Origin of the sequence: Microlunatus phosphovorus NM-1 (genome assembly GCF_000270245.1) — a bacterium.
Lineage (GTDB): Bacteria > Actinomycetota > Actinomycetes > Propionibacteriales > Propionibacteriaceae > Microlunatus > Microlunatus phosphovorus.
In genome coordinates this window covers 2,470,424-2,484,438 of the sequence record NC_015635.1, presented here as the reverse complement: position 1 = coordinate 2,484,438, position 14,015 = coordinate 2,470,424, and the positions used below count along the sequence as shown (strand labels likewise).

General features: G+C 67.6%; 13 protein-coding genes. 5 read left to right on the top strand and 8 right to left on the bottom strand.

Going from position 1 to position 14,015, the window contains the following annotated elements:
- Positions 1 to 65 precede the first annotated feature (65 nt).
- Both MLP_RS11180 and MLP_RS11175 read left to right on the top strand, forming a co-directional pair.
- Entirely contained in the window at positions 66 to 686 is a 621-nt protein-coding gene (locus MLP_RS11180) for a DUF3000 domain-containing protein (protein WP_013863199.1), read from the top strand.
- On the top strand, positions 683 to 1,924 hold the full coding sequence (locus tag MLP_RS11175; RefSeq protein WP_013863198.1) for an HRDC domain-containing protein: 1,242 nt from the start codon (positions 683 to 685) through the stop codon (positions 1,922 to 1,924). The genes MLP_RS11180 and MLP_RS11175 overlap by 4 nt, the downstream gene beginning before the upstream one ends.
- Positions 1,925 to 2,044: 120 nt before the next feature.
- On the opposite strand, the gene MLP_RS11170 is transcribed toward MLP_RS11175, so the two are convergent.
- Together MLP_RS11170 and MLP_RS11165 are read right to left on the bottom strand one after the other, a co-directional pair.
- Positions 2,045 to 2,560 (bottom strand): DUF1707 SHOCT-like domain-containing protein, encoded by a 516-nt coding sequence (locus MLP_RS11170; RefSeq protein ID WP_197536546.1) that lies wholly within the window; start codon positions 2,558 to 2,560, stop codon positions 2,045 to 2,047.
- Entirely contained in the window at positions 2,557 to 3,285 is a 729-nt protein-coding gene (locus MLP_RS11165; protein WP_013863196.1) for a PadR family transcriptional regulator, read from the bottom strand. Before MLP_RS11165 ends, MLP_RS11170 begins: the two co-directional genes overlap by 4 nt.
- 112 nt (positions 3,286 to 3,397) lie before the next feature.
- Between MLP_RS11165 and MLP_RS11160 the strand changes: the two genes are divergently transcribed.
- The 3 genes from MLP_RS11160 (at position 3,398) to MLP_RS26280 (ending at position 7,845) form a co-directional block, all read left to right on the top strand.
- Entirely contained in the window at positions 3,398 to 4,600 is a 1,203-nt protein-coding gene (locus tag MLP_RS11160; protein ID WP_013863195.1) for a thiolase family protein, read from the top strand.
- Entirely contained in the window at positions 4,597 to 6,747 is a 2,151-nt protein-coding gene (locus tag MLP_RS11155; protein ID WP_013863194.1) for a 3-hydroxyacyl-CoA dehydrogenase NAD-binding domain-containing protein, read from the top strand. The genes MLP_RS11160 and MLP_RS11155 overlap by 4 nt, the downstream gene beginning before the upstream one ends.
- Positions 6,748 to 7,038: 291 nt before the next feature.
- Positions 7,039 to 7,845 carry a hypothetical protein gene (locus MLP_RS26280; RefSeq protein WP_231851453.1) on the top strand — a complete coding sequence of 269 codons (807 nt, stop codon included), beginning with the start codon at positions 7,039 to 7,041 and terminating at the stop codon, positions 7,843 to 7,845.
- Between the two features lie 89 nt (positions 7,846 to 7,934).
- Here the strand turns inward: MLP_RS26280 and MLP_RS11145 are convergent, their stop codons facing one another.
- From MLP_RS11145 to MLP_RS11120, 6 genes are all read right to left on the bottom strand, one after another.
- Positions 7,935 to 9,443 (bottom strand): amino acid permease, encoded by a 1,509-nt coding sequence (locus MLP_RS11145; RefSeq protein WP_013863192.1) that lies wholly within the window; start codon positions 9,441 to 9,443, stop codon positions 7,935 to 7,937.
- A gap of 72 nt (positions 9,444 to 9,515) precedes the next feature.
- Positions 9,516 to 10,136 carry a vitamin K epoxide reductase family protein gene (locus MLP_RS11140; protein ID WP_013863191.1) on the bottom strand — a complete coding sequence of 207 codons (621 nt, stop codon included), beginning with the start codon at positions 10,134 to 10,136 and terminating at the stop codon, positions 9,516 to 9,518.
- On the bottom strand, positions 10,133 to 10,900 hold the full coding sequence (locus MLP_RS11135; RefSeq protein WP_041789961.1) for a DsbA family protein: 768 nt from the start codon (positions 10,898 to 10,900) through the stop codon (positions 10,133 to 10,135). The genes MLP_RS11140 and MLP_RS11135 overlap by 4 nt, the downstream gene beginning before the upstream one ends.
- Positions 10,901 to 10,951: 51 nt before the next feature.
- Positions 10,952 to 12,928: a 1-deoxy-D-xylulose-5-phosphate synthase gene (dxs, locus tag MLP_RS11130; RefSeq protein ID WP_013863189.1), complete on the bottom strand. Its 1,977-nt coding sequence runs from the start codon at positions 12,926 to 12,928 to the stop codon at positions 10,952 to 10,954.
- Between the two features lie 60 nt (positions 12,929 to 12,988).
- Positions 12,989 to 13,363 (bottom strand): hypothetical protein, encoded by a 375-nt coding sequence (locus tag MLP_RS11125; protein ID WP_013863188.1) that lies wholly within the window; start codon positions 13,361 to 13,363, stop codon positions 12,989 to 12,991.
- A gap of 23 nt (positions 13,364 to 13,386) precedes the next feature.
- On the bottom strand, positions 13,387 to 14,001 hold the full coding sequence (locus MLP_RS11120; RefSeq protein ID WP_041789960.1) for a transglutaminase-like domain-containing protein: 615 nt from the start codon (positions 13,999 to 14,001) through the stop codon (positions 13,387 to 13,389).
- Between the last annotated feature and the right edge of the window lie 14 nt (positions 14,002 to 14,015).

Below are 14,015 nucleotides of genomic sequence, written 5' to 3'. Positions count from 1 at the left end.
GACAGCAGACCGGCTCTCGGCGCGTCGAACCCCGGACTGTCAGTCGGGCGATCTAGGCTCGACGGGTGGCAGCCAACTCCGACGTGGCCGCGGTCCCCACCCCATTCCAACGGGCCGCCCACGACCTGCTCAACGCCGCATGGCGGCCTGAGCTCGCGGTCGAGGAGATACCTGCGCCACAGAAGATCGCACCGTTCGCGGTCGCGGTGAGCGCCGATGTGCTGGTCGGCGGCGAGGACGTCGGCACCGGTCGGCTCGTCCTCTTGCACGATCCGGCCGGGAACGCCGCCTGGCAGGGCACCTTCCGTTGCGTCACCTTCGCCCGCGCCTCGGTCGAGCCGGAGATGGTGACCGACCCGCTGCTGGCCCGCGTCGGCTGGTCCTGGCTGATCGACGCGCTCGACGGTCACGGCGCAGAATATGCAGCCCCGAGCGGCACCGTCACCTCGGTGTCGAGCGAGTCGTTCGGCGGCATGGCCGACGAGGATCCGAACGCAGAGGTCGAGGTCCGAGCGTCCTGGACGCCGCTGCTTGCCGACGGTTATGGCCTTACCGCGCACGTGCAGGCCTGGGGTGAACTACTGTGTACGACGGCGGGGCTCCCCCCGCTGCCGGCCGGCGTGGTCGCCATGCCTGCCCGGCGACTTGCCCACAAGAGCCAGAATCGAAGCCCACGGAGACGGTGACCGACCAGCCCACGACAGCCCAGCTCGATGCTGACGCTCGGCTGCTTGTCGCCCCAGCCGAGGGCACGCCCGATATCGAGGACACCCCAGGCTGTCTCCAGGAGACCATCGCTGCCCTCCGGGCCGGCACCGGACCGATCGCCATCGATGCCGAGCGTGCGCATGGTTTCCGCTACTCCCAGCGCGCCTATCTGATCCAGCTCCGGCGCACCGGAGCAGGCACGCACCTGATCGACCCGATCGCCTTCGACGACACCCCGGCGTTGGCCGAGCTCGGCGCGGCGATCTCCAACACCGAGTGGATCATCCACGCCGCCAGCCAGGATCTCCCCTGCCTTGCCGAGATCGGGATGACTCCCCTGCACCTGTTCGACACCGAGCTGGCTGCTCGGCTGCTGAACTATCCGCGGGTCGCCCTCGGCACCATGCTCACCGAGCTGCTGGGTGTTCGGCTTCTGAAGGAGCACTCGGCCGCGGACTGGTCCACCAGACCTTTGCCGGCCGAGTGGCTCACCTATGCGGCGTTAGACGTCGAGTTGCTCGTGGAGTTGCGCGATCGGCTTGCCGATCAGCTGGTGGCGGCAGGCAAGGACGCCTGGGCCGCCGAGGAGTTCGCTGCCCTCGCCGCAGGCGCCGGAGCACCGATCGAACGACGAACGGACCCGTGGCGGCGTACCTCGGGTATTCACCGGGTCCGGACCCGCCGCGGACTGGCGTACGTCGCCGAGCTGTGGCAGATCCGGGACGAGATCGCCCGCGACACCGACCGAGCACCGTCGAGGATCCTGCCCGACGTGGCGATCGCCGAGCTGGCATCCGCCGAGCGGCCCGACCGGTCGACGCTCCATCAGATCCCGGGTTTCCAGCGCCGCCAGGCCCGGCGCTATCTGCCCGAATGGTTGGCCGGACTGCAACACGTGGCAACCCTGCGGGACGCCGAGTTGCCGCCCATGCACATCCCCAGCGTGGGCCCGCCGCAGGCGCGGATGTGGGCGTCCAAGGATCCGGTCGCCGCCAAGCGGTTGACCCGGGTCCGCGAGGTGCTCGGTGCCGTCGCCCAGCAATATGAGCTGCCGATGGAGAACCTGCTCACGCCAGACCACGTACGCCGGCTTGCCTGGTCCCCGCCCGCACCGCTCACCGAGGAGTCAGTCGACGCTGCCCTGGCCCAACTCGGGGCCCGCGAGTGGCAGCGCCGACTGACCGTGCCCGGGCTTACCGAGGCACTAGGCCCGTGAGCGGGAAGATGACGTGCCCGGCGTGCGGAGGAGTGATGAGTGAAGGCGGCGCTTTTCTGCCTTCACGAAGAGTGACGACGTAGCCGGTGAACGCACGTCATCGTCGCGAGCGGGCCCATGCTATCGCCGCGCGTGCCGCCGCCGGTGCTGAGTGATCTTGCCCATCACCACGAACCAGACCAGCACCCACAGCAGGAACGGCGCATGCAGCAGGATCGATCCAGCGATCGCCGCGACCAGCACGAACGGCAACAGCCACATCGCGTACGCCCAAGGCGGCGGTCCGCCAACCTTCGCCGGTGCCGTCGCGGGTGCCGACTCGACCGGCGACGACTTCGGCAGGTCCGCAAACAACGGCTCCAGGTCGGTGCTGAACCTGGCCTGGATGGCCTGATCCGCCCGCTCGTCGAACTCCTCGCGGGTCAACCGGCCCGCCGCGAAGTGGTCACCGAGGTCGGAGACGGCCTGGTCCCGCTCCGCATCACCGATCCGTACCGGTGTCGCCGGTGCCGCCGGAGTCGCTGCCACTGAAGTCGTGGCCGGCAGATCGGCAGGACGCTGCGGGCCGGCTCCCCACCACCACATCTGCAGCTGCGGCGGTGGAGGGGGTGGGCCCGGCTGCCAGCCCCGTCTCATCGCTGAGCTCGATCGAACGCGGTCCGGTCGGACTCGTTGCCGTCCGGCTCGACACCGTCGGCCAGGATTCCGTAGAGCGTCTTACGCAGCTCGACGATCGCCTCTTTCGCCGCAGCCTGCTGCTCGGGCGTGCCGACCGCCATCACCTGCCACATCGCCGCAGCGACCTGGCCGATCATCGGGCGGATGTCGCCGTCGGTCTCGGTGTCGGAGAGCGCAGCCCACGGCGCGGCCATCTCGTCGGGATGATTCGCCACGTACGTCCGGCCGTCCTCGGTCAGCGCGTACGCCTTCCGCCCACCCTCGGTGGTCTGCTCGACCAGCCCTTCGTCCTCCAGCTGCTGCAGCGTTGGGTAGATCGAGCCCGGGCTGGGCTTCCAGGCGCCGCCGGTCCGCTCGGCGATCTCCTGGATCACCTGGTAGCCGTTGCGTGGCTGATCGGACAACACCGAGAGGATCGCCGCCCGAACGTCACCCCGTCGGGCCTTCGGTCCACGCATGCCCCGCATCCAGGGCGGCCCACCGAAACCAGGCCCGCCGAAACCAGGTCCACCCGGTCCCCCGAAGCCCGGTCCGAACCCGGCCCAGGGTGGGCCGCCGCGGCGACCGGTGCGCGCCTTCCCCGTCATCTCGGCCCAGCGTTCCCGCAGCCGCTGCTCCAGCTCTCCGTCGCCGCAGTCGAACCCGAATCGGAGCCACGGAGCACCCATCGCATATGCGCCCATTGCCGTTCCCTTCACCAGTAGTTCACGAGTGTTGTCGATACTCGACGATATATCGGTAACTCGCGAGACCCAAGAGGTGCAGCCGTTGTTACTCGCGAGTAATATGTGGCTCATGCCTCGCCAGTCCCGGGATGTCGTCTTCGTCGACGGCGTCCGTACCCCGTTCGGAAAGGCCGGGTCGCTCTACAGCGAGACCCGAGCCGACGACCTCGTGGTCAGCTGCATCCGTGCACTGCTCCGCCGCCACCCCGAGTTGCCGCCGGAACGGGTGGACGAAGTGGCCATCGCCGCCACCACCCAGACCGGCGACCAGGGCCTGACCATCGGCCGCACGGCCGCGTTGCTCGCGGGACTGCCGCGGTCGGTGCCCGGGTATGCCATCGACCGGATGTGCGCCGGGGCGATGACCGCCGTCACCACCACGGCTTCAGGCATCGCCTTCGGTGCGTACGACGTGACGATCGCCGGCGGGGTCGAGCACATGGGCCGGCACCCGATGGGAGAGGGTATCGACCCCAACCCACGGATCGTGGCGGAGCGGCTGGTCGATCCGTCCGCCCTGGTGATGGGCTCGACCGCAGAGAACCTGCACGACCGCTTCCCCGGCATCAGTCGCCAGCGGGCCGACGAGTTCGCGGCCCAGAGCCAGCAGCGGGTCGCCTCGGCGTACGCCCAAGGCGTCATCCAGGAGTCGCTGGTCCCGATCGCCACCCGCTCCGCCGAGCTGGGTTGGGGTCTGGCCACCGCCGATGAGCCACCCCGGCCAGGAACCACGGTCGAGGCACTGGCCCAGCTGCGTACGCCGTTCCGCTCCCACGGCCGGGTCACGGCCGGCAATGCCGCCGGGCTCAATGACGGCGCCACCGCCTGTCTGCTGGCCGCCGAATCCGTCGCCGAAGAGCTGGGTCTGCCTGCGGCCATGCGGCTGGTGTCGTACGGGTTCGCCGGCGTCGAGCCCGAGGTAATGGGGGTCGGTCCGATTCCCTCCACCGAGAAGGCGCTCCGCAGCGCGGGCCTGGAAATGTCCGATATCGGTGCCATCGAGATCAACGAAGCATTCGCCGTCCAGGTGCTCGCCTTCCTCGACCACTTCGGACTGGATCCTGCCAGCGACCGGATCAATCCGTACGGAGGTGCGATCGCCCTCGGGCACCCGCTGGCCAGCTCCGGCGTGCGGCTGATGATCCATCTGGCGCGGCAGTTCCGCGAGCACCCGGAGATTCGCTACGGCCTGACCACGATGTGCATCGGGCTCGGGATGGGTGGCACGCTCATCTGGGAGAACCCGCACCACACCGAGGGAGCAGACAAGTGAACAAGCCAGCCGTGCAACCGCTGATGCCCGAGGACGAGCTCCAGGCCCTGCTGGCCGAGGCGTCCGCGCTGACTCCGGACGAGCGGGTCACCAGCTTCCTCAGCCGAGACATCGCGCTCCCCCACACCGGCCAGACAGCGGTGCTGATCACGCTGGACAACGGCGAGGACCACACCAAGCCGAACACCCTCGGGCCGCGCAGTCTGAGTCTCTACAACGAGGCCCTCAATGCGGCGCTGGCCAGGGACGATGTCGCCGCCATCGCGATCACCGGCAAGCCGTTCATCCTGGCCGCCGGTGCCGACCTGAAGGCGCTCGGCGGACTGACCGGTCGCGATCAGGCGGTGCAGATCGCCCAGCTCGGCCATGCCGTGTTCGACAAGCTGCACACTGCGCCGGTGCCGACGTTCGCGTTCATCAACGGGATGGCGCTGGGCGGCGGGCTGGAGATCGCCCTGCATGCTGACTATCGCACCGTCTCGAAGGCCGCCGCCGGCATCGCGCTGCCGGAGTGTTTCCTGGGGCTGCTGCCGGGCTGGGGCGGCACGTACCTGCTGCCCAACCTGATCGGCGCCGACCGGGCCGTCCAAGTGATCATCGAGAACGCCCTGTCGCAGAACAAGATGCTGGTCGGTCCGCAGGTGGCTCAGCTCGGGATCGCCGACGCGATGTTCGACGGTGCCGATTTCCTGGCCGACTCGCTCGACTGGGCCGGCCGGGTGGTGGCCGGCGAGATCACCGTCGATCGTCCCGAGATCGATCGGGGCGAGGGCTGGGAGGCCGCGGTCAGGCGCGGGAGACGATTCGCCGATCAGAAGACCTCCGGAGCGGCCCCGGCGCCCTATCGCGCGCTGGACTGCATCGCCGCAGCCAAGACCGCCGACCGGGCGACCGCGTACGCCGGTGAGGATGCCGGACTGGCCGACCTGATCATGAGCCAGGAGCTGCGCGCCAGTCTGTACGCGTTCGACCTGGTGCAGCGTCGAGCCAAGAAGCCCGCCGGCGCGCCGGAGTCCTGGTTGGCTCGGCCGGTCACCAAGGTCGGCGTGGTCGGCGCGGGGCTGATGGCCAGCCAGCTCGCCTTGCTCTTCTTGCGCCGGCTGGAGGTGCCGGTGGTGATCTCCGATCTGGATGAAGAGCGGGTAGCGAAGGGCATCGGCTACGTCCATGCCGAGCTGGACAAACTGCTGGCCAAGAAGCGGATCAAGCCCGACCAGGTCAACCGCTATCGCGCCCTGCTCAGCGGCACCACCGAGCATGCCGACTACGCCGACTGTGACTTCGTGATCGAGGCGGTGTTCGAGGAGCTGGCGGTCAAGAAGGAGGTGTTCGCCTCGCTGGAGAAGCACGTCTCGCCCGAGTGCGTGCTGGCCACCAACACCTCTTCCCTGTCGGTGACGCAGATGGCGGCCGATCTCGAGCATCCCGAACGAGTGATCGGCTTCCACTTCTTCAATCCGGTGGCGGTGCTGCCGCTGTTGGAGGTGATCCGCGGCACGGCGACCGACGACGAGACGGCAGCCACCGCGCTCGGCGTGGCGAAGTCGCTGAAGAAGAACGCCGTGCTGGTGCAGGACGCGCCCGCGTTCGTGGTCAACCGGCTGCTGATCCGGACGACTGCGGTGATCACCAAGGCGGTCGATGACGGCACTCCGATCGAGGTGGCCGATGCCGCGCTGCGTCCGTTGGGGCTGCCGATGCCACCATTCGTGCTGCTGCAGCTGGTCGGACCTGCGGTCGCGCTGCATGTCACGGAGACGCTCCATGCCGCCTTCGGCGACCGCTACCCGGTCTCGGCGAATCTGGAGGCGCTGGTCGCAGCAAAGAAGCCCGGTGTCTATGACCTCACCCCCGAGGGCAAGCCGTACGTCTCCGACGAGACTCGGGCACTGCTGACCGCCGGCGATCATCCCAGCACGGCCGACGAGCTGCGTACGAAAGTCGAGGAGGCCCTCGCCGAAGAGATCGGGCTGATGCTCGCCGAGGGCGTGGTCGCCGCCCCGATGGACATCGACCTGTGCCTGATCCTCGGTGCCGGCTGGCCCTTCCCGCTGGGCGGCATCACCCCGTACCTGGATCGAACCGGCGTCAGCGAACGGGTGCTGGGTCGCCGGTTCCTGCCCAAGGGCGTCGCCACCCTGCCCTGAGCGGCATACTCAGAGCGAGCCGTACACCCACTGGTGCGCTGTGGTGGCTTCAAGTCAATCGAAGCAACCCTGGCGCACCAGTGAGTGAGTACTCATTTCGCAGGGTGTTGTCCGTTTGCCGATGGTGTTGTCCGTTGTCGCAAAACCCTGGCTGAGGTGCCCTGGCACTGCCAAAGTAGGCGAATGCCCGCCCGCCGACGTCGGTTGCCAACCGAGCTGATCGGGCGCGCGTTCACTCGTGCAGTCGCACTCGATTGCAAGGTCACACCGAACATGCTGCGAGGGCCGAGCGTGCAGAGGCTCGTCCCTGGGGTGTACGTCGACGCGTCCGTCGAGCCCACGCTGGTCAAGACCCTTGCTGCCTGGCTCACTCTGCTGCCACCCGACACGCTGGTCGACGGTGTGACTGCGCTTCGCTACTGGGGAATCGAGGTGGGCGAGGCCGCGCCGTACCGGTACGTGACGACCGCCGCACACCAGTCGAAGCGCGCCGAGGTCCGGGTCCGACGGGTCGAGCGGCTGCCAGAACGACGCGGCTCGGTGGTAGCTCCCGTAGCAGCTCTCGTCACCGCCAAAGTTGAACTCAATCTGCTCGACCTGGTTATCGCCGGCGACTGGATGATCCAAGCGAAGCTGGCGACGTACGAGCAGGTGCGGAACGGGTTGGCAGCTGCGACCGGTCGCAATTGTCGCCGTGCTCGCCGCGCCGGCGAACTCGTGCGGAAGGGAGCGGAGTCACCACGGGAGACCAGACTTCGGCTCGCGATCGTGCTCGCTGGTCTGCCGGAGCCGGAATGCAACGTCAATCTCGGCGACGAGTGGTTCTTCATCGGCCGGGTTGACCTCTACTTGCGAGCATGGAACATCGCCGTGGAGTACGAAGGCGATCATCATCGGACGGATGCGAAGACCTACGGCGGCGACCTCCTGCGATTCGAGGAACTCAACGCCTCGGGCGTGCTTGCTATCCGCGTCTCCAAGGAGCACCTGCGTCGGCCTCGGGATGTCGTACGCCGCGTGCACGCCGCACTGGTGTCACGCGGTTACGAGGGTCCGGCGCCGGTCTTCGGTGCGGAATGGCGTGCGATGTTCGAGTGAGTACTCACCCACTGGTGCGCTGTGGTGGCTTCAACGCGGTCGAAGCCACCCTGGCGCACCAGTGAGTGCGCACTCATTTCGACCAAGCGCTACTTCTGGCCGTCGTTCTTGTGGGCCATGTCGTGCAGGGTTTCGCCCGTCGCGAGCCGGGAGCGCTTGTAGCCGTACAGGAAGTAGATCGCGAAGCCGATCGCCATCCAGATCAGGAACCGGAACCAAGTCTCGATCGACAGGTTGAGCGTGAGCCACAGGCAGATCGCCGCCGAGGCGATCGGCAGCACCGGTACGAGCGGAACCCGGAAGGCACGCGGCAGGTCGGGACGGGTCCTGCGGAGCACGACCACGCCGATGGACACCAGGATGAACGCGGTCAGCGTCCCGATGTTCACCATCTCCTCGAGTTTGCCGATCGGGGTCAGGCCGGCGACCAGCATGACGATGACGCCGATCGTCAGCGTGATCACCCACGGCGTCTGGAACTTCGGGTGGACCTTGCTCAGTTTGGGCGGCATCAGGTGATCCCGGGACATCGCGAACAGCACCCGGCTGGCCCCGATCATCAACGTCAGGACCACCGTGGTCAGACCGGCGACGGCGCCTGCCGAGATCAAGGTCGCGTACCCGGGGTGGCCGAGCGAGACGAACGCGTTCGCCAACGCAGCCTTGGGATCGATGTCGGTGTACTTGACCATGCCGGTGATGACCAGCGAGACCGCGGCGTACAGGATCGTGCAGATGATCAGTGAGCCGATGATGCCGATCGGCAGGTCGCGCTGCGGGTTCTTGGCCTCCTCCGCCGTGGTGGCCACCACGTCGAAACCGATGTAGGCGAAGAACACCAGGGCCGCGCCGGCGAAGATGCCGCCGATGCCGAACGCGCTCGGCTCCCAGCCCAGCAATGCCTGGATCAGCGGCTGCAGGTACCAGGCGGCTTCGGCACCGCCTTCGGCCGCGGTCGAGGCCGCCGGCGGGATGAACGGGCTGTAGTTGGCCGGGTTGATGAACCCGATGCCGGCGAAGACCACGAACAGCACCACGAACAGCTTGACCCCGACCAGCACCATGTTGACCCGCATCGACTCCTTGATGCCGATGGTGACCAGGGTGGCTAGCACGGCGACCAGCAGCATGGCCAGCACGTCGACGCTGCCGCCGGGGCCTATCGACTCCGGCCAGGGGATCCCTAGGTTGTCGAGGAAGACCACCGCGTACGTGCTCCAGCCCTGCGCCACCACGCTGGCGCCCAGCATCAGTTCGAGCAGCAGGTCCCAGCCGATGATCCAGGCGATGATCTCGCCGAGACTGGCATAGGAGAACGTGTACGCCGAACCGGACACCGGCACGGTCGAGGCGAACTCCGCATAGCAGAGGGCGGCCAGTCCGCAGGCCACGGCCGAGATCACGAAGCTCAGCACGATGGCCGGCCCGGCCAGAGTGCTTGCCGCGCGTCCGGTCAACGTGAAGATGCCGGCACCGATGATCACGCCAACGCCGAAGACCGTGAGGTCGAGCGCCGTCAGGCTCTTCTTGAGCTGGTATTCCGGTTCATCTGTGTCCGCAATCGACTGCTCGATGCTCTTCGTCCGCATCACACCCATGTGTCGCTCCGATCCTGAGGGTAAGTTAAACCTGAGCCAAACGCGTCTGTAAGCCTAGGCCCCGAAAGCGCCTCAGGCGAGCAGCGCAGCGCCGTACTTCCAGAAGATCAAAGCGACGACCGCAGCGAGCCAGATGGTGACCACCAGGACGTCGAGTCCCATCCGCAGACCGGCCTGGAGAGCGCTGCTCACCGGCATCGGCAGGAACAGGTTGTCGTCGCGGATGTTGACGTGGGTCAGCGAGGTGAACACCAAGGTGGTGGACAGGGTCACCAGCAGGCACCACGGGCACAAGGCGCCAATGCCGAACATGGCTTGAAAGAAGAGCCAGTAGGCGAAGACGAAGCCGATCGTGTAGACGAGCTGAGCAGCCAGCATGAAGCCACGAGGGAAGACGACGCCGGCCAGGCTGGCCACCGCGATCGTGATCACGACCGGCTCCGCCGCGAGCCCGAGGAACGCGTTCGGGAATCCGAACAGACTCGCCTGCCACGACGTCCCCACCGTGCCGCAGCTGAGCACCGTGTTGAGGTTGCAGGACAGCGCGGCATCTGGATCCGCCGCTAGGGTGACTGCGTCGGCCGAGAGCACGAACGAGGCGAGCAGACTCAGGCAGGCCGAGAACAGCATGGTGGAGAAGATCCACCGATTGTCCTGCCGGAGCTGGTGGATCCGGTCGAGGAGATCGGTCACGAGCCCTTGGCGTCCAGGACTGCTGCCTTCAGCGGGCCGGCCGAATACAGGTCGCCACCGAAGATCTTGCCGTTGATCTTGACGGTAGGGGTGCCCTTGATCCCGTCATTCCTGAAGGCTGCGTCGGTCAGCCAGGCCACAAAGGCCGTGGTCTCGTCGGCCCCGAAGCGTTGGATGGTGGCGTCGTCCACGCCGACCGCGCGAGCGAGCTCGGCCAACTGCTCGTTCGACAAGCCCTCCGAGCCCTCGGCGGGCTGGCGGTCATAGAGGATCGCGTTGTACGCCAGCAGCTTGTCCGGCTGATACTGGGCGACGGTCACGGCGGCGTTGGCGGCTCGGCTCGAATAGTTGGTGCCGGCCGACTGCGCATCGAGGAACGCCAGCGGGTGGATCACCAGCCGCGCGGACCCGTCATCGACGAGTTGCTGCAGGTCGGCCCGATTGGCCCGTTCGAACTGACCGCAGTAAGGACACATGTAGTCCTGGTAGACGTCCAGGGTCACCGGTGCGTCCTGCTGTCCGACCACCAGCGTACGGCCCTGGACGGCACCGATCTCTGCGATCTGGGCGGCGGCGACCGGTTCCTGTCCGCGCTTGGCGCCCAGCACTGTCCAGACGACGACGCCGACCAGGGCGAGGGCGACGACGCCGACCACACTGATCATGACGATCGTGCGGATCCGCTTCTCCCTGGCCTCTTGGGCCTCTTTGGCGAGGCGTTCCTGCTCCAGGCGCAGCCGTTGGGCTCGAGTCTTGTTGCTCATGGTCATCGCGACCCTACGCGGAGCTGCCGGCTGGCGCGCACGGCTCGCCGGTCACCGAGGACCAAGGTCCCCTTGGATTGATGCGTTCGGCTGCCGCCGGGCTTGCGACTCGGGACCGCGGACCACGGCCTCCACCGCATAGCGGGCGATCCGCTGCGAGGTGAGCCCGAGTTGCTCCAACAGTTCGGCGCGGGTGCCGTGCTCGAGGAAGTCCGGCGCGATGCCGAACTCCCGGAACGGCACGTCGACGCCGGCGAACCGCAGCTCTTGGGCCAGTCTGGCGCCGCAGCCGCCGACCACGTCGTTGTCCTCGATGCTGACCACGAGCTGGTGCTGGGCGGCGAGCTCGATCAGGGCGGGGTTGACCGGCAGGGCCCAGACCGGGTCGACCACCGTCACGCCGATCCCCTGGTCCGAGAGCCGGCGGCCGACGGCCATGCCGGTGCCACACATCTGCCCGTACGCGACCACCAGGACTCTGGGCTGCAGCTCGGTACGGAGCAGGATGTCGATGCCGCGATCGCTGGCCACCGCTTCCAGGTCGGCCGGCACCTGCTGATTGGAATAGCGGATCACGCTCGGCGCATCGACGATGGTCAAGGCGGTCGCCAGCGCTTGCCGCAGCCGGGTGCCGTCCCTGGGCGCGGTGAGCTGCAGACCGGGAACGACCTGCAGGATCGACATATCCCACATGCCGTGGTGACTGGCGCCGTCCGGGCCGGTGATACCGGCCCGGTCCAGCACGAACGTCACCCCGCAGCGGTGCAAGGCCACGTCCATCAGCACCTGATCGAATGCCCGATTGAGGAAGGTCGCATAGATCGCGACCACCGGGTGCATGCCGGCCATCGCCAGCCCGGCCGCGCTGGTGGTGGCATGCTGCTCGGCGATACCGACGTCCATCACCCGGTCCGGGAAGGCGGCGGCAAAGCGGTTCAGGCCGGTCGGATGCACCATCGCGGCGCTGATGGCCACCACCCGTTCGTCGACCGCGCCGAGCTTGAGCAGCTCCTCGGCGAACACGTCGGTCCACTTGATCGAGGCCGGTCCACCGATGGCCTGGCCGGTCCTGGCGTCGATCTTGCCAACGGAGTGGAACTGGTCCTCTTCGTGGTTCTCCGCGGCCGGGTAGCCGTTGCCCTTGCGCGTGAGGCAGTGCACCAGGACCGGGCCGCCGTACTGCCGGGCATGCCGAAGCGCCTTCTCGACGGCGGCTTCATCATGACCGTCGACCGGCCCGACGTACTTCATGCCCAGGTCGGAGAACATCCCTTGCGGAGCGACGACGTCCTTCAGTCCGGCCTTGATGCCATGCAGCAGGTCATAGGCGGCCCTGCCGAACAGCGGCGCACGACTGACGTGCCTGCGTACCAGTTCCAGCACCTGCTCATAACGCGGATTGGTGCGCAGTCCAGAGAGGTGTCGGGCGAGACCGCCCACCGTCGGGGTGTAGGACCGGCCGTTGTCGTTGACCACGATGATCAGCGGCAGATCCTCGTCGGCGGCAATGTTGTTGAGCGCCTCCCAGGCCATGCCACCGGTCAGCGCACCGTCACCCACGACAGCCACCACGGTGCCCGGCTTGCGCTGCAACTGCAATCCGCGAGCCATGCCGGCTGCGTACGAGAGCGAGGTCGACGCATGGGAGTTCTCCACCCAGTCGTGCTCGGACTCGGCCCTGCTCGGATAGCCGGAGAGCCCGCCCTTCTGCCGCAGATCGGGGAACCCTGCCTGCCGACCGGTCACGATCTTGTGGACATAGCTCTGGTGACCGGTGTCGAAGATGATCGGATCCCGCGGGGAGTCGAAGACGCGGTGGATCGCGATGGTCAACTCGACGACGCCGAGGTTGGGGCCCAGATGCCCACCGGTCTGCGAGACGTGGTCGATCAGGAAGGCGCGGATCTCGGCGGCCAACTCCGACAGCTGGTCGGGACTCAGCCGGCGCAGATCAGCGGGGTCGTTGACGGTCCGGAGCAATCCGTACGGCGCATGCTGCGAACCGCCGGCCTTGGGCGCGGGGGGCATGGAGGCGAGTTTACGTGTCAACCGATCGCTCTGGGCGCGACCTCGGCATCCGCGAGGGTGTCACAGCTGTGCGACGAACTCCTTCCCGCGCAACGCATCCTCCACCAGTCTCACCGAACGCCGCACCCGCAGCAGATGTGCCGCCTGCTCCAGCCAGGCCTCAACCGCCTCGGTGACGACCTCGGGCGGCACGCTGCGCGGCAGGCCGGTCCGGATCTCGGCGAGACCGTCCTGCGCCGTCTCACACTGCCCGGCGACATAGCGAGCGGCAAACCGGGCCAGCACGACCGGATGGCGGCGCAGCACCGGGTAGCCCCGGAACTCGGGTGGACAGCAGTCGAGCAGGTAGCCGGTCGCGGTCCGCTCCCAGCCCGGCGTGCCGGGCGGACGTACCTGAGGTGGCCAACCGGGAGGCAAATAGCTCGAACCGCTCATATATTCGATTATGGCGGGTGGCCTCAGGTTTGGCAACGGGAGGAGCTGACCGGCAACTCCGCCGGCAAGGCGCACCTGAGGATGTCGTCCGCCATGCGCAGCGCGTCCACCACCTCGGCGGCCGGCGACTCGTAGATGACCTGGTAGTCCAGCTCTCCACGGGTCTCGTCGACCGGCCAGGCAAGCCGCTCCACGCCGAGCGAGAACTGCGCGTCGACACCCGGCTTGTTGCCGCGGGGGTCCTGACGATGCCAGTCGCCATCGAGGTGGAGAGCGACCAGTCCGTGCACGACGTAGCCTTCCGCCGGACCGCCGAGTCGCTGGTAGCACAGTCCCGCTGGGATCCCTTGATTCCGGAGCAGCGCCACCAGCAGATGGGACTTCGCATAGCAGAGGCCGACCCGCTGATCAAGCACCTCCGTCGCAGTCAGGGTGACTCGCGAGTCTTGGACGTCGAACGAGTGCGCAACCTCGTCCCGCACCCACTCGAAGGCGGCGCGTGCAAAGTCGGGATCGTTCGCGTGCTGCCCTCGCAGCTCTTGGGCCAAGGCGGCGATCGCCGGATGGCTGCTCTGCAGGATCTCATCGGCACCCAGATAGCCACTCGTCGCTCTGGCGATCATGGGCGACGTAGGCATGGCGCCAAGACTAG